Here is a 20,519-nt window from a genome sequence, read left to right as displayed (position 1 = left end):
TGCATCCGCCGGGCGCGGCCCGGCGCTACCGGTTCAGACCGCCGGCAGGGTCGCCATGTCCCAGCGCGGGGTGACTTCCACCTTCGGCGGGTTGTGCTGGCCGGCCTGCAGGCGCAACGCGCCAGCGAAGGCGATCATCGCGCCGTTGTCGGTGCACAACGCCGGGCGCGGGAAGCAGGCGCGGCCGCCCAGGCGCTCGGCCATCTGCTGCAGGCGCGCGCGCAGGCGCGTGTTCGCGCCCACGCCGCCCGCCACCACGATCACGTTGGTGCCCGCCGCTTCCAGCGCGCGCTCGCACTTGATCGACAGCGTCTCCACCACCGCATCTTCAAAGCCACGGGCGATGTCGGCGCGGGTCTGTTCGCTCTGGTCGCTGTCGCGCCAGGCCATCAGGACCTGGGTCTTCAGGCCGGAGAAGCTGAAATCCAGCCCCGGGCGGTCGGTCATCGGCCGCGCGAAGCGGTAGGCGCCCGGCGTGCCCTGCTCGGCCAGCCTGGCCAGCTGCGGGCCGCCCGGGTAAGGCAGGCCCATCAGCTTGGCGGTCTTGTCGAAGGCCTCGCCGGCCGCATCGTCCAGGGTTTCGCCCAGCAGGCGGTACTGGCCGATGGCGTCCACCGCCACCAGCTGGGTGTGGCCGCCGGACACCAGCAGCGCCACGAACGGGGCTTCCGGTGGGTCGTCTTCCATCAATGGCGCCAGCAGGTGGCCTTCCATATGGTGTACGCCCACCGCCGGCACCTCCAGCGCCCAGGCCAGCGAACGGGCCACGCCCGCGCCGACCAGCAGGGCGCCGACCAGGCCGGGGCCAGCCGTATAGGCCACGCCGTCGATGTCGCCCACGCCCAGGCCGGCCTCGGCCAGGGTCTGGCGCACCAGCGGCAGCAGCTTGCGGACGTGGTCGCGGCTGGCCAGCTCGGGCACCACACCGCCGTACTCGGCGTGCAGCGCGATCTGGCTATAGACCGCATGGGCGCGCAGGGCCGCGCTGCCGGCCAGGTCGGTGTCATACACCGCCACGCCGGTCTCATCACAGGAAGATTCGATGCCAAGGACTCGCATGCCTGCTATTATGACGCCCCTGCCGCCCCCTCGGGGAACCGGCAGATCCCATAGCACGCAAACGCCTCGCCCGTATTCAGGGTTGGACGCTTGCAGTTTGTCCATTCGCCGCTATAATGTGCGGCTCGCCGGGCGTGACCCGGTTCTACTGTGTCCCGGAGATTCCATGCCCAGCGTCAAAGTCCGCGAGAACGAACCCTTTGAGTTTGCTCTTCGCCGCTTCAAGCGCACTTGCGAAAAGGCCGGTGTGCTGGCCGAAACCCGCAAGCGCGAGTTCTACGAAAAGCCGACCCAGGAGCGCAAGCGCAAGGCTGCTGCTGCTGTGAAGCGTCAGCTGCGCCGTTCCTCGCGCGACGTCACCAAGCGTCAGCGCCTGTACTGATCGGACGCATCTTCATTGCGATGGGCTTGCCTGTCGCAGTGGAGCCGAAGCCGGCACGCGCAAGCGTCGCCGGCTTTTTGCGTTTCCGGACTCGGGCATCCGCCCCTGCCCCACCACACACCACGAGGTTCCTCATGAGCATGAAGCAGCAGCTCACCGACGACATGAAGGCCGCCATGAAGGCGGGCGAGAAGCACAAGCTGGGCGTGATCCGCCTGATCAACGCCGCCATCAAGCAGAAGGAAGTGGACGAGCGTGTCGAGCTGGATGACACCGCCGTCATCGCCGTGCTGGACAAGATGGTCAAGCAGCGCAAGGACTCGGTCACCCAGTTCGTGGCCGCCAGCCGTGAAGACCTGGCCGAGATCGAGCGCGCCGAGATCGTGGTGATCGAAGCCTACCTGCCGGCCAAGATGGGCGAAGCCGAGATCGTGGCCGCCATCCAGGCAGCCATTGCCGAGACCGGTGCCACCGGCGCGGCCGACATGGGCAAGCTGATGGGCGCACTGAAGCCCAAGCTGGCCGGCCAGGCCGACATGGGCCTGGTGTCCAAGCTGGTCAAGCAGCAGCTGTCGTAATCCAGCACCCGGGGTCAGATCCCTTTCGCGTGGCGAAAGGGCTCTGACCCCAATGCCGCATTCCCGGGGTCAGATCCCTTTCGCCACGCGAAAGGGCTCTGACCCCACCGCCGCGACCGCGTCGCCGCGATGCTTCACCACGCCTTCGACCCCCGGCTGTTACAACAGCCGCATGGTTGAACCCGCGTCCCCTGTCCCCGTGAATCTACGCAAATACGTCCAGCGCCTGCAGGACAGCTTTCCCATGGCCGTCGGCAAGCGCTTCGTCGAGATCGACGTGCTCACCCAGGCCGCCTCGGTCTCCTTCTACGCCCTGCTCTCGATGGCACCCCTGCTGGTGCTGCTGCTGTGGCTGACCGCGTCGCTGTATCCCCCCGCGCAGCAGGCTCTGGTCGAACAGATCAGCGCCGCCGCCGGCAGCAGCGCGGCCACCGTGGCCGAAACCGTACTGAAGAACGCCGACAACCAGCCCGATGTCGGTTCGCTGGCCGGGCTGTGGAGCACCCTGCTGCTGTTCATCGGTGCCACGGCCGTGTTCGCCCAGCTGCAGAACGCACTGAACCTGATCTTCCGCACCAGCGGCGAGCGGCTCGAGGGCATCAAGGCCTGGCTGCGCAAGCGCGTGTTCTCCTTCGGCGTGGTGCTGGCACTGGGCTTCCTGCTGATCCTGTCGATGACCGCCACCACCATGCTGCAGGTGGCCTTCGCCCAGTTGCCCTCGATCCTGCCGGCCATCGGCTATCTCACCAGCCTGCTGCTGTATGCGGTCGGCTTCGCTTTCATGTACCACTACCTGCCGGACCGACGCGTAGCCTGGCGCCAGGCCTTCATCGGCGGCGTCATCACCTCGGCACTGTTCGCGCTGGGCCGCTATGGCATCGGCGTCTACATCGCCACCGTCGCCCCCGGCAGCGCATACGGCTCGATGGGCGCGCTGGTCATCTCGCTGGTCTGGATCTACTACGCCACTGTGGTGTTCTTCGTCGGCGCACTGATGACCGCAGTGATCGACGAGCGCCTGCGCGCACGTACCCACCTGGCCGCTGCCGGCATCGATCCGGCCAACGCCGGCCCACTGCCCGGCAGGGAGTAAACTAGGCGGATTGATCGTCCGCCTCGCGTGGCCCCTGGCCGCGCCCCTGCCCTGTTGCCCATGGCCCGTATCCCCGACGCATTCATCGACGACCTGCTGGCCCGCTCCGACATCGTCGAGGTGGTGGGCAGCCGCGTGCCGTTGAAGCGCCAGGGCAAGGAATATGCGGCGCGCTGCCCGTTCCATGACGAGCGCTCGGCCTCGTTCACGGTCTCGCCCACCAAGCAGTTCTACCACTGCTTCGGCTGCGGCGCGCACGGCACCGCCATCAGCTTCCTGATGAACTACGACCGCCTCGAATTCCTCGATGCGGTGGATGAACTGGCCAAGCGCGCCGGCATGGAAGTGCCGCGCAGCGAGAACCCGCGCAACGCCCAGCAGCAGGACGACAGCCGCGAGCTGTATTCCGCGCTGGATGCGGCCACGAAGTTCTTCCAGAAGAACCTCGAAGGCAGCGAAAAGGCCCGCACCTACCTGGACGGCCGCGGCGTGGACGAGGAAAACCGCGCGCGCTTCCAGATCGGCTACGCGCCGGACGGTTACAGCGGCCTGCGCGATGCGCTGGGCAAGGACGAGCGGCGGATGAAGCTGCTCGACCGCGCCGGCCTGTTTTCCAAGAACGACCGCGGCCACGTCTACGACAAGTTCCGCGACCGGGTGATGTTCCCGATCTTCGACCGCCGTGGCCGTGTCATCGCCTTCGGCGGCCGCGTGTTCGAGAAGGACGACGGCCCCAAGTACCTCAACTCGCCGGAAACCGCGCTGTTCCACAAGGGCCGCGAGCTGTACGGCCTGTGGCAGGTGCGCCAGGCCAACCAGAAGATCGAGCGGCTGATCGTGGTCGAGGGCTACATGGACGTGGTCTCGCTGTTCCAGTTCGGGGTCACCCAGGCGGTGGCCACGCTGGGCACGGCCACCACGCCGGACCATGCCGAGCTGCTGTTCCGCAACGCACCGGACGTGTTCTTCTGCTTCGACGGCGACGCCGCCGGCCGCCGTGCCGGCTGGAAGGCGCTGGAATCGGTGCTGCCGCGCATGAAGGATGGCCGCCAGGCGTTCTTCCTGTTCCTGCCCGATGGCGAAGACCCCGACACCATCGTGCGCAAGGAAGGCGCCGAGGTCTTCAACGAGCGCCTGAAGCAGGCCACGCCGCTGTCGCAGTTCTTCTTCGATGAACTGACCCGCGAGATCAATCTGGGCACGCTGGACGGCAAGGCACGCCTGGCCGAGCGGGCCAAGCCGATGCTGGCGCAGATTCCCGATGGTGCCTTCGGCGACCTGATGAAGCAGCAGCTGGCACAGCTGACCGGCCTGGGCGGTGGCAACGCCGCAGCCGCACGCGCACCGATGCCGCAGCGCGCGCCGGCGCGACAGATCCAGCCCATCGCCAAGCGCAGCCTCGTGCGCGGCGCCATCGCCGTGCTGCTGCAGCAGCCGTCGCTCGCGATGAGCCTGGGCGGCAAGCACCACTTCCAGGGCCTGCGCCTGCCCGGCGTGGAGCTGCTGCTGGAACTGCTGGGCCTGGTCGAACAGCGCCCGGACATCAGCACCGGCGCCCTGCTGGAACATTTCGATGGCCGCGAAGAACAGGCCTCGCTGCATACGCTGGCCGCGCAGACCATGCCCGGCGACGAAGCGATGTGGACCCAGGAACTGCACGACGCGGTGGCCCAGCTGGAGAAACAACTGCTGGTGCAACGTCTGGACGAGCTGTTGGCAAAGCAGCGCCAGCAGGGCCTGGACGATACTGACAAATACGAACTGCGCGAACTGCTGAAGGCCCGCGCCACCCTGCGCCTGTAGCGGCAGCCCATCCACGGAGAGACCATGCTGCTGCGCCTGACCTGCCTGCTGTTGCTGTCGCTCTGCACGTCCCTGCCCGCCTGGGCCGGGGACACCCCGCTCAATGAAGTCCGCCCCGGCCTGTATGCCGGCGGCCAGCCCAGCGCTGCGCAACTGCAGTCGCTGGCCGCGCAGGGCGTGCGCACCGTCATCGACCTGCGCCAGCCCGGCGAGGACCGTGGTTTCGACGAGACCGCCCAGGCCGAGGCGTTGGGCCTGCGCTACGTGCGCATCCCGGTGGCCGGTGCCGAGGGCCTGGATGCAGCCAACGTGCGCGCCGTGCACCAGGCACTGCAGCAGAGCCAGGGCCCGGTGCTGCTGCACTGCGCGTCGGGCAACCGTGCCGGCGCCGTGCTCGGCCTGGTCAACGCCCGCTACGAGCACGCCAGCCCCGAGCAGGCCCTGCAGCTGGGCCAACGCGCTGGCCTGACCTCACTGGAAGCGGCCACCCGGCAACGCCTGGCCGCACCCGTTTCCCATCCCTGACCCCCTGTAACAAGGAGCCTGCCCACCATGACCCGCTGGTGGTCGCGCCTGCGACCGGACAATTTCACCCTCGCCCTGCTGTGCACCGTCGGCCTGGCCTCGCTGCTGCCGATGAAGGGCGCCGCCGCCATCGTGCTGGACGATGTCACCACCGTCGCCATCGCCGCACTGTTCTTCCTGCATGGCGCTCGCCTGCCGCGCGAGTCGATCATCGGCGGCATGCTGCACTGGCGGCTGCACCTGACCATCCTGGCGTGCACCTTCATCCTGTTCCCGCTGCTGGGCCTGCTGTTCAAGCCACTGTCCGGCTGGCTGCTGACGCCTGAGCTGTACATGGGCGTGCTGTTCCTGTGCACCCTGCCCTCCACCGTGCAGTCGTCCATCGCCTTTACGTCGATGGCGCGCGGCAACGTGCCGGCGGCGGTGTGCAGCGCCTCGCTGTCGAGCATCCTCGGCGTGTTCCTCACGCCCCTGCTGCTGACCGCACTGGCCGGTACCTCCGGCGGGGTGCACGACCCGCTGCATGCCATCGGCGGCATCATGCTGCAGCTGCTGGTGCCGTTCGTGGCCGGCCACCTGCTGCGGCCGTGGATTGCCGGCTGGGTGGAAAAGCAGCGTGCGCTGCTGCGCTACACCGACCAGGCGACCATCCTGCTGGTGGTGTATTCGGCCTTCGGCGAAGCCGTGACCGAGGGGCTGTGGAGCAAGACGCCGCTGCTGTCCCTGTTCGCCGTGGCCGTGGTGGCCGCCGTGCTGCTGGGCATCGCCATGCCGCTCATCACTTTCCTGGCCCGCCGCCTGCACTTCAACCGCGAGGACGAGATCGCCATCGTGTTCTGCGGCTCGAAGAAGAGCCTGGCCACCGGCGTGCCGATCGCCAAGGTGCTGTTCGCCGGTGGCAGCCTGGGCGCCATCGTGCTGCCGGTGATGATCTACCACCAGATCCAGCTGATCGTCTGCGGCGTCATCGCGCAGCGGTATGCGAAGCGCGCGCCCTGATTGGGCGCGCGGGTTGTTGCGGGAACCCCATCCACGCATGGCGTGGATCTACTGACACCATCCACGCGCGGCGTGGATCTACCAAACCGCGGATGGCGTTACCCCGCAGTCGATCCACGCCATGCGTGGATGACGCTCGCGCCGCCGCTAATCCACGATGGCCGCAGCGATGTCGTGCAGCACTCGGGCGTTGCGCTCCACGTCACTCCCCGGCTCGCCTGTGGCAATCAGGCTGTAGGTCTTGCTGTCTCCCGTCCAGGCAAGCTCTACCCGGGTACGGCCGGCACCATCAACAACCTTTCCAAGGTTAGCGGGCTTGCCGTTCACCTCGGTGTTCTGCGCCTCCGCAATGACCTCGAGCTGCATGCCCGCAGCGAGGAAGTTGTTCTCGCTGAACTCCACGATGCCGACACCCTCCAGCCGGTAGAAGCGGCTCAGGCCCGAGGACTTTGCACCGTCCAACGCACCACTCGGCTCCATGCCGATCAGCTCGGCTGGTCCGAGGAGAGTAGCGTCCAGCCTGCTAGGAGGCTGCGGCAGACGCTGGCGTAGTTCCGACGCAGAACGCTGAGTACGCGGCACGGCAGCCAGTATTTCGGCCTGCGTTGGGATGTTCCCTGCTGCAACCTGCACGACACCGTTGGATCGTTCGATGTCAGCGCGAAGCTGCTGCTTCACCGCGTCGGGGGCATCCAGGTCTGCCAATCGCACGATGCGGTAGCTGCCCACAGGCGACGTGCTCGCCTGTGCAGCCGCCTGCATGGCGCGTAGCTGCAGCCATTGTCCGACCGCGTCAGCTTCCGCATCAACCTGGGATGCGCATGCAGTTGCCGAGATCGGGATGCAGGCAACAAGCAGAAGATTGAAGTTCATTGCGACCACCTTGCTCCACAGAAGGACGAGTCATCAACGGCCGCAGTGCGGCCCACGCGAGCAGAAGCCGACACCGGGTGCAATGGATCCCGTGGGAAATCATCCACGCGTGGCGTGGATCTACCGGACCACGGATGGCGCGAACCTGCAGTAGATCCACGCCATGCGTGGATGGGCTGCCTGGCGTTACGGGTCTACCAGCGTGCCGACACTCAGTTCCGGCATCCAGACCCACAGGTCGTACTGGCGGCCGGCATGGGCGTTGACCTCCGGCGAACGCGCTGGCCGTTCGAGCAGGGCCAGCGCCTTGCAGCGGTCCATGCATCCCCAGAAGTGGCCGCGCAACGCTTCCAGCCGCACGCTGTAGATATCCAGGTCACGCAGTGCCGATGCCATCGGCTGGGTCTGCATTTCCGGCGGAGCATCGGCGGGCCGCCGCAGCATGGCGTGGACATTGCCGGTCAGCACGACCATGCGTGCACCATCCGGCAGGCGCCGGTACAGCCGCCGCAGCTCGGCCGCCATGCGGTCATCGCGTGTCTGGTTGTTGCCATCACTGCTGTTGACGTCATAGCCGACCACGTCGATGACACGCCCCTGCGCCTTCAGCGTGCGCAGGCTCTCAATCAACGCCAGCATGTCGCGGCTGCGACGGCCATCGTGCTGGTCGTCGGGCACGGTCCAGAACGCACGCCCGTGCAGCTGCTGGCGTGCCGCGGCCCCGCCATCGGAAGCCAGGTAATCACGCAGGGTGGGGGTCTCGCCGCGCGGCAGTTCCAGCGCCAGCAGCACCGGCGTGCCATCGCGGCTGTAGTCGTCCAACAGCTGCCGCACCAGCAGCGGCGTCTCGCGTGTTCCGTGGAATTCGCCCAGCACCAGCATGCGATGGTCGCCGGCGTGCTGGCGGATCTGCGCGGCGGTGTCGTCGGCATGCGCGGTCACGGCCATGCCCAGCGCCAGCATCAGCGCGGTGGTCCAACGGAAGATCGAATGCATCCCTGCTGCTTCCTTTCCCTGGGGTCAGGAACAGCAATGGCGGCGCCACGAGCGCGGTTCAAGGTGATCCACGTCATGCGGGGATGTCCGTGCGATCAGGTGGGGTCAGAGCCCCTGCGGGGATCCGACCCCGACATCACAACCAGGGCAGGATCCAGTGGTCCACCAGCAGGAAAGCGAACAGCGCCATCAGGTACACGATGGAGTAATGGAACATCTTCATCGAGAACAGCTCGTCCGGCGGGTTCAGCATGCGCCAGGCGTACCAGAGGAACACGGCGTTGAGCACGATCGCGCCGCCCAGGTAGAACGGGCCGCTCATGCCCACCAGGTACGGCACCACGCACACCAGCGCCAGCACCACCGAATACACCATGATCTGCTTGCGCGTGTGCACCACGCCATGGGTGACCGGCAGCATCGGGATCTTCGCCTTGGCGTAGTCCTCGCGGCGGAAGATCGCCAGCGCCCAGAAGTGCGGCGGGGTCCAGATGAAGATGATCAGCACCAGCAGCGACGAGTACGCCCAGTCCGACGAACCCTGCATTCCGGTGATCGCCGCCCAGCCCAGCATCGGCGGCATCGCGCCGGCGAGGCCGCCGATGACGATGTTCTGCGAGGTCGCACGCTTCAGGTACACGGTGTAGATCACCGCATAGCCGATCAGCGAAGCGAAGGTCAGCACCGCGGTGATCCAGTTCACCCACAGCAGCAGGATCGCCATCGACAGCACGATCAGCACGCTGGCAAACACCAGCACCTGCCACGGCTTGACCTTGCCCACCACCAGCGGGCGCCACGAGGTGCGTGCCATCTGCGCATCGATGTGCGCATCCAGCAGCTGGTTGATGGCGGCGGCAGCCGAAGCGGCCAGCCAGATGCCGAGGAAGCCGAGCGCACCGGCGCGCACCTGTTCCCAGCTGGGCACGCCCGGAATGGCCAGGACCATGCCGACCAGGGCGGTGAAGACGATCAGGGCCACGACCTTGGGTTTGGTCAGGTCCCAGTACTGGCGGTAATTGGAAAACATGGAATCAGTCCGGGGCACGCAGGCGGGCCAGCAGGCTGACCAGTACGAACAACAGGGCGACGGCCACGCCGTTGTGGGCCACGGCCACTTCCAGCGGCAGGGCCAGCTTCACGTTGAGGATGCCCAGGGTGACCTGCAGCACCAGCAGCGCCACCAGCGCGCTGGCCCAGCCACGCATGCTGGGCACGCGGAACAGGCGCAGGCCCAGCCACAGCAGGTAGGCCGCCACCACGATCGCAAACAGGCGGTGCGCCATCTGGATGGCGATGCGCGAGGCGCCATCCAGCACGCCGCCTTCGTAATCCACGCCGATGCCGCGCCACAGGGTGAAGCCTTCGGCGAAGTTGTGCTGCGGCCACCACTGGTTGGCACAGCGCGGGAAATTATCCAGCGAAGCGCTGCCGCCGCCGCAGGCCAGCGCCGCATAGTTGGCGCTGACCCAGCCACCGAGGGCGATCTGGGTGACCAGCACTGCCACGCCGATGCGCAGCAGCCACTTCAGCCTGGGTGCTTCGGCCAAGGTGATCGGCAGGTGGGTCGCACGCCAGGCCATCCACACCAGCAGCGCGAACATCAGCATGCCGCCCAGCAGGTGGCCCATCACGACGATGGGTTTCAGCAGCAGGGTCACGGTCCACATGCCCAGCAGCGCCTGGAAAATCACCACGGCCAGCGTCAGCAGGGCCGCGCGCGCCAGGTCGATGTTGCTCCAGCGCAGTGCTGCCAGCAGCAGGATCGCCTCGCCCACCAGGGCCAGGGCGCTGGCCGTGCCGTGCCAGCCCATCATGTACAGCGGTATGCCGGCGGCCACCAGTACGCAGGCGGTCACCACCGCCGTGCTTCCGAAGCGCCGCTTGCGGGTGGCCAGCAGGGCCAGGGTGAGGATCTCGATGCCCAGCGCGCCGGCCAGGAAGCGGTGCACCTGCTCACGCCAGGCCTTGTGGGTTTCCAGCGGGCGGATCTCGGCGGCGGGGTGGCCGATGGTTTCTTCCACGTGCTGCGGCCAGGTGGCCTGGCCATAGCAGGTCGGCCAGTCCGGGCAGCTCAGCCCGGCATCGGACAGGCGGACGAAGGCGCCGAACATGATCGTGCTGGCGGTCATGATCATGGCGAACCACGCCAGGCGGTGGAAGTTGCGATGCAGCGCCGGGCGCGCGGAAAGGCTCATCAAACAGGACTCACTTCAGTTTCAGCAACGTGGCCATGTCCTTGCGCAGGCCACCCAGGTCGGAACCGGGGGCATGGCGCATGATCACGAAGCCGTTCGGATCGATCACGTAGACCGGCGGTCCCGCCGGATCATCGACGCCCGGCAGGGCCGCGCGCAGGGCTGGCGACGGGGCCAGCGGCCGCAGCGCGGGCAGCGAGGCGATCGACGCCGGTGGCGTTCCCAGCCACAGGATCTCGACATTATCGGCGTTATGGCCGAACAGCTGCCACACCTTGCCCAGTCCCTGCGACAAAGTGACGCACTGCGCGTCACAGGCGCCGGCGGGGGCGACCAGCAGGCGCCAGGTCCGCGCTTCGGGGTTCCAGGGATAGGCCTGGCCGTTGGCCAGGGTCGGTGGCTGCTGGCGCAGGTCCACCGGCGGCTCCAGCAGCTGGCCGGCATTGCGGTGCGCGGTCGGCTGCCAGCCGGTGAAGCGCAGCACGGCGGCCAGCGCCATCGCCCCGAAGAACACGGCGAACAGCAGCACCAGGGTCCGGCGGCCGGAACCGCGCGCCTGCGGGGACGTAGCAGTGTTCATGCGGGGCATTTTCTCACGGTTGGGAAAGGGATGCCGGTAGTGCCGGCCGCTGGCCGGCAGCAGGAAACCGGGGGATGCCGGCCAGCGGCCGGCACTACCGGGCCATGGGGCGCTTCCTGCGGCGCTCCAGCACCAGTGCCACCACCAGCACGGTCAGCGCCAGGCCGAACCACTGCACGGCATAGCCCAGGTGGCGCTGTGGCGGCAGCGTGTTCGGCAGCAGGTCGAGGTCGCGCTCATCGCCAAACGGCAGGGCCGGGTCCAGTCGCAGCACCCGGTCAGGCAGCGCGGCCAGCCCCAGCGCGCGGGCCAGGCCGTCGGCCGGCAGGCGGCTGGCCAGCCAGCGCCCGGCCACGCCGGTGGGCGACAGCGCCGGCCCCAACGCCAGGCCGGCTGCGGGCGGCGGCGCCAGCAGCCCGCGTACCGCCACCGGCGAAGGCGGCGCCGGCAGCTGCGGCAACGTGCGATCCAGCGGCAGCGCGCGCCAGCCGAGGTCGACCAGCAGTACGCTGCCGCCATCACTCTGGAACGGCCGATAGATCTTCACCCCGGCACGGCCGTGGCGCATCTGGTTGTCCAGCAGCACCACCCCGGGCAGGAAGCGGCCATGGTCGGCCACGCCATGCAGCGCACCGGGCGCTGCCAGGGCCTGCGCCAGTGGCAGTGCCTGCGCCGCCGCGGGCCCCTGCGCATCCAGCATCGCCTGCTTGGCGTGCATGCGCTGCAGCTGCCAGAACCCCAATGCGGTGAACGCGGCCATCGCCAGCACCGCCATCAGCCAGCCGATCACGCGCGTGTGCTGGCGCATCATGACAAGTCCGCGCAAACGCGGTCAGATAGGCGCATCCATCCTGCCCTCGAGCCGCGCATGAGTGATTCGCTGAAGACCCTGCTGGTAATCGCGTTTCTGATCGTCATCGTCTGGAATCTGGGCGCCGGCCTGTATTACCTGCTGGTCGACCGCGGCCAGACCAAGCGCACGGTCAACGCACTGACACGCCGCATCGGGGTGTCGGTGGCCCTGATCGTACTGGTGATCGTGTGCATCTACATGGGCTGGATCAAGCCGCACGGCATCGGCGGCTGAGGCCGCCGTCGCCAGCGTGGTCAAAGCACGTAGACGAACATGAAAAGCATCAGCCACACCACGTCGACGAAGTGCCAGTACCACGCGGCGGCTTCGAACGCGAAGTGGTTGTCGCGGGTGAAATGGCCCTTGGCCGAGCGCAGCCACATCACGATCAGCATGATCGTGCCCAGCAGCACGTGCGCGCCGTGGAAGCCGGTCAGCATGAAGAACGTCGAACCGTAGATGCCCGAACCCAGGGTCAGGTTCAGCTCCTTGTAGGCGTGGATGTACTCCTCCGCCTGCAGGGTGAGGAAGCCCAGGCCGAGCAGCACGGTCACGCCCAGCCAGACCAGCAGCTGGCGGCGGTTGCCGGCCTTCAACGCATGGTGGGCGATGGTCAGGGTCACGCCGGAGGTCAGCAGGATCAGCGTGTTGATCAGCGGCAGGCCCCAGGCCGGGATGGTCTGGAACGCACCGCCGATGGCGGCCGGCCCGTTGGTCGGCCAGCCTGCGGAATAGCCCTGCCACAGCAGCTCGTTGGTCATCACCCCGCGGCCTTCGCCGCTGAGCCAGGACAGGCCCAGGTTGCGGGTATAGAACAGCGCGCCGAAGAAGGCACCGAAGAACATCACTTCGGAGAAGATGAACCAGACCATGCCCATCCGGAACGAGCCGTCGACCTGACGGTTGTAGTGGCCGGCCTGCGATTCGCGCACCACGTCGCTGAACCACCAGAACAGGGTCAGCACCAGCATCGCGATGCCGATGTAGAAGGTCCAGCGCCCCCAGCTGGCATCGTTGAGCCAGCTGGCCACGCCGACCATGGTCACCATCATCGCGATGGAGCCCACGAACGGCCACCGGCTCTGGGCCGGGACGAAGTACACGTTGGCGTCGGTCGGTGTCTGGGCCATGTCGGTATCCGGGTCAGGGAGCGGCGTGCGCACCTTCCGAGGTGGCGGCAGGTGCCAGCCGGTCGGACAGCGCGTCGTTGCGGTAGAAGGTGTAGGACAAGGTGATCGTCCTGATTTCCGGCGGCAGGTCCGGATCGACGATGAAGCGCACCGGCATGTCGCGCTTCTCGCCGGCCTGCAGCGTCTGCGCGGTGAAACAGAAGCATTCGGTCTTGCTGAAGAAGCCCGACGCGCGCGCCGGTGCGACGGAAGGCACCGCACTGCCGACCACGGCGTTGGCGCTGTCGTTGCGGGCGAAGTACAGCGCTTCGTTGAGTTCGCCCGGCACCACGTCCATGGTCAGCTGCTCGGGATGGAACGACCACGGCAGCCGCGAATTGACGCCGCCATCGAACTCCACGCGCACGGTGCTCTTGCCGGCCGCAGCGCCGGTGCTGGCCTCGCTGCCGGGGCCGCGCTCCAGGCGCACGCCGAAGACCTTCTCGCAGGCGATGCGGTACAGCGGCACCAGCGAGAACGTCAGCAGGAACACCGCCACCGCCACGCCGATCAGGCGCGGCAGCCCGGCACTGCGGGACGGAGCGGTGGCCGGCGCCTCGCTCATCGGCCGATCACCCCGCTGAGGATGAAGCCGACGTAGACCAGCACCGCGATGGCGCCGACCCACAGGGCGGTGCGCCTGGCGCGCTGGCGCTGCTGCTCGATGCTTCCGGCCTGGTAGAGCCGACCGCTGGTCGGCTGCTCTTGACCGGACGACACGCTGTCAGCCGAACCTGGCTCGACCCTACCGATCGGAAGCGGGCTCTCGTTATGCATGCCCCACCTCAATGCGTGATGTCGTCATGGGCCAGATCCCCCGGGCGGATGGTCGGCGGCGTGGTGAAGGTGTGCGCCGGCGCCGGCGACGGCAGCGTCCACTCCAGGCCGCGCGCACCTTCCCAGCTGCGCGCTTCGGCCTTCTCGCCGTTGCGCAGCGAGGACAGCAGGATCGCGGCCATCATGAACGGCGTGGCGAACATGCCGAACGCACCGATCGAGCTGATCAGGTTCCAGTCGGCGAAGGCCACGCTGTAATCCGGGATGCGGCGCGGCATGCCGGCCAGGCCGAGGAAGTGCTGCGGGAAGAACAGCAGGTTGACGAACACGATCGACCACCAGAAGTGCACCTTGGCCCACTTCTCGCTGTACATGCGCCCGGTCCACTTCGGCCACCAGTAGTACACCGCGGCGATCAGCGCGAACACCGCGCCGGTCACCAGCACGTAGTGGAAGTGGGCCACCACGAAGTAGGTGTCGTGGTACTGGAAGTCGGCCGCCACGATCGCCAGCATCAGGCCGGAGAAGCCACCGATGGTGAACAGGATGACGAAGGCCACCGACCACAGCATCGGCGCCTCGAACGTCAGCGAGCCACGCCACATGGTGCTGACCCAGTTGAACACCTTCACGCCGGTCGGGATCGAGATCAGCATGGTGGCGAACATGAAGTAGATCTCGCCGCCCAGCGGCATGCCCACGGTGAACATGTGGTGGGCCCAGACGATGAACGACAGGAAGGCGATCGCGGCGGTGGCGTACACCATTGCCTGGTAGCCGAACAGCGGCTTGCGGCTGAAGGTCGGGATGATCTCGCTGACCACGCCGAAGGCGGGCAGGATCATGATGTAGACCTCGGGATGGCCGAAGAACCAGAAGATGTGCTGGTACATCACCGGGTCACCGCCGCCGGCGGCGTTGAAGAAGCTGGTGCCGAAAAACTTGTCGGTCAGCAGCATGGTCACCGCGCCGGCCAGCACCGGCATCACCGCGATCAGCAGGAAGGCGGTGATCAGCCAGGCCCAGCAGAAGATCGGCATCTTCAGCAGGTCGATGCCCGGCGCACGCATGTTGAGCACGGTGGCGATGATGTTGATCGCGCCCATGATCGAGCTGATGCCGGCGACGTGGATGGCGAACACGCTGAAGGCCACGTTGTAGCCGCCCTGCAGCGACAGCGGCGGGTACAGCGTCCAGCCACCGGCCGGCGCGCCACCGGGCAGGAACAGGGTCAGCAGCAGCAGGCTGAAGGCCACCGGCAGCAGCCAGAACGACCAGTTGTTCATGCGCGGCAGGGCCATGTCCGGCGCGCCGATCTGCAGCGGGATCATCCAGTTGGCCAGGCCGACGAAGGCCGGCATCACGCCGCCGAAGATCATCACCAGCGCATGCACGGTGGTCATCTGGTTGAAGAACTCGGGCTTGACGAACTGCAGGCCCGGCTGCGCCAGTTCGGCCCGGATCACCACGCTCATCGCCGCACCGATGATGAACATGATGAAGCTGAAGCCCAGGTACAGCGTGCCGATGTCCTTGTGGTTGGTCGAGAAGAACCAACGCTCGAAGAAACTCTGGTGGTGGTGGTGATCGTCGTGCCCAACTGCCGAGTGCGCCATCGCAAAACACCTCTCAGAATCGGTTGTCGCCACGGCCGCGAACGGCCGCGGGCTTTACATCACGCGCCGCTGGCCGCGGTGGCAGGGGTACCGGCTTCAGCCGCCGCCGGTGCGGCTGGCGCTGCCGGTGCCGCCGGCGCTGCCGGTTCGGCCGGTGCCGCAGGCGTGGCAGGCGCAGCCGGCGGCGGCTTGCGCTGCGCCAGCCACTGCTTGAAGTCTTCCTTGGACACCGCCTCGACCACGATCGGCATGAAGCCATGGTCCTTGCCGCACAGCTCGGCGCACTGCCCGCGGTACACGCCGGGCTGCTCGATGCTGGTCCAGGCCTCATTGATGAAGCCGGGGATGGCGTCCTGCTTCCAGCCCAGCGCCGGCACCCACCAGGCGTGGATCACGTCATCAGAAGTGATGACGAAGCGCACCTTGGTGTCCACCGGCAGCACCAGGCGGTTGTCCACGTCCAGCAGGTAATGCGGGTGGCTTTCGCGGGTGGGCACCACCCCACTCTGCCGCACGCGGTCGGACTCGCGGTCCAGGCGGCTGGTGAAGGTGACGTTCTCGCCGAGGTATTCGTACTTCCACATCCACTGGTAGCCGGTGACCTTCACCGTCATCTCGGCATCGCGGGTGTCGTACATCTTGATCAGGTTGGCCGTGGCCGGCCACGCCATCACGATCAGGATGATCACCGGGATCACCGTCCAGATCACCTCGGCCTTGGTGTTGTGGCTGAAGGTGGCGGCCACCGCGCCCTTGGATTTGCGGAACTTGAAGATGGCGTAGGCCATCGCCCCGAACACGATGACGCCGATCACCGTGCAGATGATCAACGACAGGTTGTTCGACTCCCAGGCCAGGCGCGAGGTCTGGGTCACCCCCTTGCCCATGTTCAGCTGCCACGGCTTGGGATCGGCGGCCTGCGCCCATGCCCATGCCGGAACCAGTCCCCCGGCCACCAGGCTGGCGACCGCTGCAACGCACTTCGTGCCCCACCTGCTGCTTTGCTTCATTGCCTAGACCCTTAGCGTCGTCGGTTGCCGCCATCGCTGGCGGCGAGCAAGCCTTCAAGCATTTCAGCGAGCGTCTGGCGTTCGGCCGGCGCGAGGAAACTCCCCACCTCCACCTGCCGTCCGCTGGATGCCAGCCGGACCCTCTCGTCGTCGGTGAGCAGGCGCACCCAATGCGGGTGGGCCCGGAACACCGGCGATCCACCGGGTACGGGGATGACCTCCACGCACGCCGGCACGACCCGGATCTCCTCCTGCCGTTCACCGCTGCGCCACAACGCGCGCAAGGCGGCTGCCAGCAACAGGCTGTACAGCAGCGCGAACAGGGGGGCGAATGCATTGCCGGCCAACCACCCGAGGGCGGAGACCAGCCACATCGCACCCGACAACACGGCAAACAACAGGATGAACTGCCGGGCATCGAGCGCCCGTGGGGGACGCAGCCGCAGCTGCGTACCTGACCCATCCGGAGCTGGAAGCACCTCGATCATGTCGCAACCGCGTTCCTGCCGCGGGAAACGTCTCGATGGTAGCCCCGCCCTCTCACCGGTAGCAAGGGTCCATTCACACTTTTTCCCATGTTGCAATACAGCATGACCCCGTCGGCGCGAATGACGAATTCAGCACAAATACTGTCGAGCTTGCTGAACACGCTGAATCCACCACCGCTAGGGGCTATCAGCCCTCTACAAAGGTGTCTGCGGGGCACTTCCGCAGGGCGCAAAAATGATTAAAATCGCCAAGTTTTCCACTGGCCGGATCGGCATGAACGCACCCTCCTCCTCCCCTGCCGCCCACGACGCCCCGCGTCCGGGCGCGCTGCTGTCGCCGGAACTGCCGGTGTCCCCCAACCCGTTCCGCCAGGCCATCACCGATGCCTGGTTGAAGGACGAGGCCAGCCACGTGCGCGAGCTGCTGGCGCAGGCCCGGCTGCCCGCCGAGGAGCAGGCCCGCGTGCAGGCGCTGGCCGCCGACCTGGTCGGCCGGGTGCGCGTGCGCGCCAAGGACCAGGGGGCGATCGAAGCCTTCATGCGCCAGTACGACCTGGGCAGCGAGGAAGGCGTGCTGCTGATGTGCGTGGCCGAGGCGCTGCTGCGCATTCCGGACCAGGACACCGCCGACAAGCTGATCCGCGACAAGCTGGCCGACGCCGACTGGGAAAAGCACCTGGGCGGCAGCGACTCGGTGCTGGTCAACGCCTCCACCTGGGGCCTGATGCTGACCGGCAAGCTGGTGCAGATGAACGATGCCACCCGCGCCGACGCCCCCAGCGCCTTCAAGCGCCTGGTCGGCCGCGTCGGTGAGCCGGTGGTGCGCCTGGCCGTGCGCCAGGCCATGAAGATCATGGGCCACCAGTTCGTCATGGGCCGCACCATCAGCGAAGCGCTGTCGCGCTCGCACAAGGGCGACAACGCCAGCTACCGCTACTCGTTCGACATGCTGGGCGAAGGCGCGCTGACCATGAAGGACGCGCTGCGCTACCTGGAAGACTACCGTCGTGCGATCCACGCCATCGGCGGCGATCACAAGGCACGCGGCGGCCGTCCCGACGGCGACGTCAACAACGCCCCGGGCATCTCCATCAAGCTGTCGGCGCTGTACCCGCGCTACGAGCACGCCAAGCGCGAGCGCGTGCTGACCGACCTGGTGCCGGGCGTGCTGGAACTGGCACAGCTGGCCAAGAGCTACGGCATCGGCTGCACCGTCGACGCCGAAGAATCCGACCGCCTGGAACTGTCGCTGGACATCATCGAACAGGTGTTCGGCGATGCCTCGCTGGCGGGCTGGGATGGCTTCGGCGTGGTCGTGCAGGCCTACCAGAAGCGCACCCCTTACACGATCGACCACCTGGCCGACATGGCGCGCCGCGCCGGTCGCCGCCTGCAGGTGCGCCTGGTCAAGGGCGCCTACTGGGATGCCGAGATCAAGCGCGCGCAGATCGAAGGCTACCCGGGCTACCCGGTGTTCACCCGCAAGCAGAACACCGACGTGTCCTACCTGGCGTGCGCCAAGCGCCTGTTCACCCATGCCGACGCGATCTACCCGATGTTCGCCACGCACAACGCGCACACCATCGCAGCGGTGCGCAGCATCGCCAACGGCGGCGTGTACGAGCACCAGAAGCTGCACGGCATGGGCGATGACCTGTACGCCGAAGTGGTGCCGGCCGACCGCCTGGGCCTGCCGTGCCGCGTGTATGCGCCGGTCGGTTCGCATGAAGACCTGCTGCCGTATCTGGTGCGCCGCCTGCTGGAAAACGGCGCCAACTCCAGCTTCGTCAACCGTATCACCGACGAACGCGTGCCGATCGCCGACCTGATCCGCGATCCGGTCGAGATGGTCGCCTCGTTCGCCTCGATCCCCCACCCGAAGATCCCGCTGCCGGTTGACCTGCTGCGCAGCCAGAACCACGACAGGAAGAACTCCATGGGCGCCAACCTCGCCAACGACAACGAACTGCGCGCCCTGGCCGAGCAGATCAACGCGGCTGTGAAGCCTTGGCAGGCCGCTCCGCTGGTACCGGGTGCCAACCCGGCCGGCGCCGCACTGCCGGTGACCAACCCGGCCGACACCCGCGAGGTGGTCGGCCAGTGGCTGGCCGCCGATGCCGCCACCGTGCAGAAGGCCCTGGCCAATGCCGTGGCCGCACAGCCGGCCTGGAACCGCACCCCGGCCGCCAGCCGCGCCGCCATCCTCGAGCACGCCGCCGACCAGCTGGAAGCGCGCATGCCGGAATTCATGGCGCTGTGCGTGAAGGAAGCCGGCAAGAGCCTGCCCGACAGCATCGCCGAAGTGCGCGAAGCCGTGGATTTCCTGCGCTACTACGCCAAGCAGGCGCGCGAGCAGTTCAGCCACGCCGAGAAGCTGCCCAGCCCGACCGGTGAATCCAACGAACTGCAGCTGCACGGCCGCGGCGTGTTCGTCTGCATCAGCCCGTGGAACTTCCCGCTGGCGATCTTCCTGGGCCAGGTGGCTGCGGCACTGGCCGCCGGCAACAGCGTCATCGCCAAGCCGGCCGAACAGACCAACCTGATCGGCTACTACGCGGTGAAGCTGCTGCACGACGCCGGCGTGCCGGCTGAAGTGGTGCAGTTCCTGCCGGGCGACGGCGCCACCGTCGGTGCCGCGCTGACCGCCGACCCGCGCGTGGCCGGCGTGGCCTTCACTGGTTCCACCGACACCGCCCGTGCGATCAACCGCGCGATGGCCGCACGTGACGCCGCCATCGGCGTGCTGATCGCCGAGACCGGCGGCCAGAACGCCTTCATCGCCGACTCCTCGGCGCTGCCGGAACAGCTGGTCAAGGACGCGATCGGTTCGGCCTTCACCTCCGCCGGCCAGCGTTGCTCGGCCGCGCGCGTGCTGTTCGTGCAGGACGACATCGCCGACAAGGTGATGACCATGCTGGCCGGTGCGATGAAGGAACTGAAGGTCGGCAACCCCGGCCTGCTGTCCACCGACGTCGGTCCAGTGATCGACGCCGATGCGCTGAAGATCCTGCAGGACCACGCCGAGCGCATGGACCGCGAAGCGCGCCTGATCGCTGCTGCTGAACTGTCCGCCGAAGCAGCCAACGGCACCTTCTTCGCACCGCGTGCGTATGAACTGAAGGACCTCGGCCAGCTGCAGAAGGAAGTGTTCGGCCCGGTGCTGCACGTCATCCGCTGGAAGGGCGACCAGCTGGAGGCGGTGATCGACCAGATCAACGCCACCGGCTACGGCCTGACCCTGGGCGTGCATTCGCGCATCGACGAGACCGTTGATCGCATCAGCAACGGCGTCCACGTCGGCAACGTCTACGTCAACCGCAACCAGATCGGTGCGGTGGTCGGCGTGCAGCCGTTCGGCGGCCAGGGCCTGTCCGGCACCGGCCCGAAGGCCGGCGGTCCGCACTACCTGCTGCGCTTCGCTACTGAAAAGACGGTGACGGTGAACACCACCGCTGCCGGTGGCAACGCCTCGCTGCTGACCCTGGGCGACTGATCGCCTGCGTCATGCAGTGAACGAAAA

21 protein-coding genes are annotated in these 20,519 nt (G+C 67.4%); 8 read left to right on the top strand and 13 right to left on the bottom strand.

What is annotated here, in order from left to right; genetic code table 11:
- Positions 1 to 33 precede the first annotated feature (33 nt).
- The gene (gene tsaD / locus C1926_RS06310; protein ID WP_108758607.1) at positions 34 to 1,059 is read right to left on the bottom strand and encodes a tRNA (adenosine(37)-N6)-threonylcarbamoyltransferase complex transferase subunit TsaD; all 1,026 of its coding nucleotides are present in this window, start codon (positions 1,057 to 1,059) and stop codon (positions 34 to 36) included.
- 166 nt (positions 1,060 to 1,225) lie between these two features.
- Here tsaD and rpsU point away from each other — a divergent pair, with 166 nt between their 5' ends.
- The 6 genes from rpsU (at position 1,226) to C1926_RS06280 (ending at position 6,439) form a co-directional block, all read left to right on the top strand.
- Positions 1,226 to 1,441: a 30S ribosomal protein S21 gene (rpsU, locus tag C1926_RS06305; protein WP_002808376.1), complete on the top strand. Its 216-nt coding sequence runs from the start codon at positions 1,226 to 1,228 to the stop codon at positions 1,439 to 1,441.
- Positions 1,442 to 1,575: 134 nt separating this feature from the next.
- Positions 1,576 to 2,019, top strand: a complete 444-nt coding sequence (locus tag C1926_RS06300) for a GatB/YqeY domain-containing protein (protein ID WP_079225055.1) — start codon at positions 1,576 to 1,578, stop codon at positions 2,017 to 2,019.
- 172 nt (positions 2,020 to 2,191) lie between these two features.
- Positions 2,192 to 3,112 carry a YihY/virulence factor BrkB family protein gene (locus tag C1926_RS06295; protein ID WP_108745780.1) on the top strand — a complete coding sequence of 307 codons (921 nt, stop codon included), beginning with the start codon at positions 2,192 to 2,194 and terminating at the stop codon, positions 3,110 to 3,112.
- A 60-nt stretch (positions 3,113 to 3,172) separates the two neighbouring features.
- Positions 3,173 to 4,915: a DNA primase gene (gene dnaG / locus C1926_RS06290; RefSeq protein ID WP_108758606.1), complete on the top strand. Its 1,743-nt coding sequence runs from the start codon at positions 3,173 to 3,175 to the stop codon at positions 4,913 to 4,915.
- A gap of 24 nt (positions 4,916 to 4,939) precedes the next feature.
- Positions 4,940 to 5,440 carry a protein tyrosine phosphatase family protein gene (locus C1926_RS06285; RefSeq protein ID WP_108758605.1) on the top strand — a complete coding sequence of 167 codons (501 nt, stop codon included), beginning with the start codon at positions 4,940 to 4,942 and terminating at the stop codon, positions 5,438 to 5,440.
- 27 nt (positions 5,441 to 5,467) lie between these two features.
- Positions 5,468 to 6,439, top strand: a complete 972-nt coding sequence (locus tag C1926_RS06280) for a bile acid:sodium symporter family protein (RefSeq protein ID WP_097048522.1) — start codon at positions 5,468 to 5,470, stop codon at positions 6,437 to 6,439.
- Positions 6,440 to 6,586: 147 nt separating this feature from the next.
- Here C1926_RS06280 and C1926_RS06275 read toward each other — a convergent pair whose 3' ends face one another.
- The 6 genes from C1926_RS06275 to C1926_RS06250 all read right to left on the bottom strand — a co-directional run bounded on the left by C1926_RS06275 (position 6,587) and on the right by C1926_RS06250 (position 11,897).
- Positions 6,587 to 7,312, bottom strand: coding sequence for a hypothetical protein (locus C1926_RS06275; protein ID WP_108758604.1), 726 nt, complete (start codon positions 7,310 to 7,312; stop codon positions 6,587 to 6,589).
- 186 nt (positions 7,313 to 7,498) lie between these two features.
- Positions 7,499 to 8,308 (bottom strand): calcium-binding protein, encoded by an 810-nt coding sequence (locus C1926_RS06270; RefSeq protein WP_108758603.1) that lies wholly within the window; start codon positions 8,306 to 8,308, stop codon positions 7,499 to 7,501.
- Between the two features lie 136 nt (positions 8,309 to 8,444).
- Positions 8,445 to 9,338, bottom strand: a complete 894-nt coding sequence (gene cyoE, locus C1926_RS06265; protein ID WP_079225044.1) for a heme o synthase — start codon at positions 9,336 to 9,338, stop codon at positions 8,445 to 8,447.
- 4 nt (positions 9,339 to 9,342) lie between these two features.
- Positions 9,343 to 10,506, bottom strand: coding sequence for a COX15/CtaA family protein (locus C1926_RS06260; protein WP_108758602.1), 1,164 nt, complete (start codon positions 10,504 to 10,506; stop codon positions 9,343 to 9,345).
- A gap of 10 nt (positions 10,507 to 10,516) precedes the next feature.
- On the bottom strand, positions 10,517 to 11,086 hold the full coding sequence (locus C1926_RS06255) for a hypothetical protein (protein WP_108758601.1): 570 nt from the start codon (positions 11,084 to 11,086) through the stop codon (positions 10,517 to 10,519).
- Between the two features lie 94 nt (positions 11,087 to 11,180).
- Positions 11,181 to 11,897, bottom strand: a complete 717-nt coding sequence (locus C1926_RS06250; protein ID WP_108758600.1) for an SURF1 family protein — start codon at positions 11,895 to 11,897, stop codon at positions 11,181 to 11,183.
- A gap of 57 nt (positions 11,898 to 11,954) precedes the next feature.
- Between C1926_RS06250 and C1926_RS06245 the strand changes: the two genes are divergently transcribed.
- Positions 11,955 to 12,173, top strand: a complete 219-nt coding sequence (locus tag C1926_RS06245) for a twin transmembrane helix small protein (RefSeq protein WP_049468560.1) — start codon at positions 11,955 to 11,957, stop codon at positions 12,171 to 12,173.
- Between the two features lie 20 nt (positions 12,174 to 12,193).
- Here the strand turns inward: C1926_RS06245 and C1926_RS06240 are convergent, their stop codons facing one another.
- The 6 genes from C1926_RS06240 to C1926_RS06215 are packed head-to-tail and all read right to left on the bottom strand — an operon-like array spanning position 12,194 to position 16,999.
- The gene (locus C1926_RS06240; RefSeq protein ID WP_079225028.1) at positions 12,194 to 13,069 is read right to left on the bottom strand and encodes a cytochrome c oxidase subunit 3; all 876 of its coding nucleotides are present in this window, start codon (positions 13,067 to 13,069) and stop codon (positions 12,194 to 12,196) included.
- A 13-nt stretch (positions 13,070 to 13,082) separates the two neighbouring features.
- Positions 13,083 to 13,673 (bottom strand): cytochrome c oxidase assembly protein, encoded by a 591-nt coding sequence (locus C1926_RS06235; RefSeq protein WP_108758599.1) that lies wholly within the window; start codon positions 13,671 to 13,673, stop codon positions 13,083 to 13,085.
- Complete coding sequence (locus C1926_RS06230; protein WP_108758598.1) at positions 13,670 to 13,885, bottom strand: hypothetical protein; 216 nt, start codon at positions 13,883 to 13,885, stop codon at positions 13,670 to 13,672. Before C1926_RS06230 ends, C1926_RS06235 begins: the two co-directional genes overlap by 4 nt.
- Positions 13,886 to 13,893: 8 nt before the next feature.
- On the bottom strand, positions 13,894 to 15,501 hold the full coding sequence (gene ctaD, locus C1926_RS06225) for a cytochrome c oxidase subunit I (RefSeq protein WP_057497455.1): 1,608 nt from the start codon (positions 15,499 to 15,501) through the stop codon (positions 13,894 to 13,896).
- A gap of 59 nt (positions 15,502 to 15,560) precedes the next feature.
- Positions 15,561 to 16,511 carry a cytochrome c oxidase subunit II gene (gene coxB, locus C1926_RS06220; RefSeq protein ID WP_108758597.1) on the bottom strand — a complete coding sequence of 317 codons (951 nt, stop codon included), beginning with the start codon at positions 16,509 to 16,511 and terminating at the stop codon, positions 15,561 to 15,563.
- 11 nt (positions 16,512 to 16,522) lie between these two features.
- Complete coding sequence (locus tag C1926_RS06215; protein WP_079225023.1) at positions 16,523 to 16,999, bottom strand: DUF2244 domain-containing protein; 477 nt, start codon at positions 16,997 to 16,999, stop codon at positions 16,523 to 16,525.
- A gap of 274 nt (positions 17,000 to 17,273) precedes the next feature.
- Here C1926_RS06215 and putA point away from each other — a divergent pair, with 274 nt between their 5' ends.
- The gene (gene putA, locus C1926_RS06210) at positions 17,274 to 20,492 is read left to right on the top strand and encodes a bifunctional proline dehydrogenase/L-glutamate gamma-semialdehyde dehydrogenase PutA (protein ID WP_108758596.1); all 3,219 of its coding nucleotides are present in this window, start codon (positions 17,274 to 17,276) and stop codon (positions 20,490 to 20,492) included.
- The last annotated feature ends 27 nt before the right edge of the window (positions 20,493 to 20,519 follow it).

The organism is Stenotrophomonas sp. ZAC14A_NAIMI4_1 (assembly GCF_003086915.1).
In the GTDB taxonomy this organism is placed as follows: Bacteria; Pseudomonadota; Gammaproteobacteria; order Xanthomonadales; family Xanthomonadaceae; genus Stenotrophomonas.
Note: the sequence above shows the minus strand (reverse complement) of the source record. Positions and strands in the feature narration are given on the sequence as shown.

Bases quoted from the DNA above. Each gene is read 5' to 3' on its own strand.
- C1926_RS06235 (WP_108758599.1), bottom strand. From the start codon at position 13,673: ATGAGCGAGGCGCCGGCCACCGCTCCGTCCCGCAGTGCCGGGCTGCCG.
- C1926_RS06250 (WP_108758600.1), bottom strand. From the start codon at position 11,897: ATGATGCGCCAGCACACGCGCGTGATCGGCTGGCTGATGGCGGTGCTG.
- C1926_RS06270 (WP_108758603.1), bottom strand. From the start codon at position 8,308: ATGCATTCGATCTTCCGTTGGACCACCGCGCTGATGCTGGCGCTGGGC.
- C1926_RS06295 (WP_108745780.1), top strand. From the start codon at position 2,192: ATGGTTGAACCCGCGTCCCCTGTCCCCGTGAATCTACGCAAATACGTC.
- C1926_RS06240 (WP_079225028.1), bottom strand. From the start codon at position 13,069: ATGGCCCAGACACCGACCGACGCCAACGTGTACTTCGTCCCGGCCCAG.
- tsaD (WP_108758607.1), bottom strand. From the start codon at position 1,059: ATGCGAGTCCTTGGCATCGAATCTTCCTGTGATGAGACCGGCGTGGCG.
- dnaG (WP_108758606.1), top strand. From the start codon at position 3,173: ATGGCCCGTATCCCCGACGCATTCATCGACGACCTGCTGGCCCGCTCC.
- putA (WP_108758596.1), top strand. From the start codon at position 17,274: ATGAACGCACCCTCCTCCTCCCCTGCCGCCCACGACGCCCCGCGTCCG.
- ctaD (WP_057497455.1), bottom strand. From the start codon at position 15,501: ATGGCGCACTCGGCAGTTGGGCACGACGATCACCACCACCACCAGAGT.
- C1926_RS06300 (WP_079225055.1), top strand. From the start codon at position 1,576: ATGAGCATGAAGCAGCAGCTCACCGACGACATGAAGGCCGCCATGAAG.
- C1926_RS06285 (WP_108758605.1), top strand. From the start codon at position 4,940: ATGCTGCTGCGCCTGACCTGCCTGCTGTTGCTGTCGCTCTGCACGTCC.
- C1926_RS06280 (WP_097048522.1), top strand. From the start codon at position 5,468: ATGACCCGCTGGTGGTCGCGCCTGCGACCGGACAATTTCACCCTCGCC.
- coxB (WP_108758597.1), bottom strand. From the start codon at position 16,511: ATGAAGCAAAGCAGCAGGTGGGGCACGAAGTGCGTTGCAGCGGTCGCC.
- C1926_RS06230 (WP_108758598.1), bottom strand. From the start codon at position 13,885: ATGCATAACGAGAGCCCGCTTCCGATCGGTAGGGTCGAGCCAGGTTCG.
- C1926_RS06245 (WP_049468560.1), top strand. From the start codon at position 11,955: ATGAGTGATTCGCTGAAGACCCTGCTGGTAATCGCGTTTCTGATCGTC.
- C1926_RS06260 (WP_108758602.1), bottom strand. From the start codon at position 10,506: ATGAGCCTTTCCGCGCGCCCGGCGCTGCATCGCAACTTCCACCGCCTG.
- C1926_RS06215 (WP_079225023.1), bottom strand. From the start codon at position 16,999: ATGATCGAGGTGCTTCCAGCTCCGGATGGGTCAGGTACGCAGCTGCGG.
- cyoE (WP_079225044.1), bottom strand. From the start codon at position 9,338: ATGTTTTCCAATTACCGCCAGTACTGGGACCTGACCAAACCCAAGGTC.
- C1926_RS06275 (WP_108758604.1), bottom strand. From the start codon at position 7,312: ATGAACTTCAATCTTCTGCTTGTTGCCTGCATCCCGATCTCGGCAACT.
- rpsU (WP_002808376.1), top strand. From the start codon at position 1,226: ATGCCCAGCGTCAAAGTCCGCGAGAACGAACCCTTTGAGTTTGCTCTT.
- C1926_RS06255 (WP_108758601.1), bottom strand. From the start codon at position 11,086: ATGAACACTGCTACGTCCCCGCAGGCGCGCGGTTCCGGCCGCCGGACC.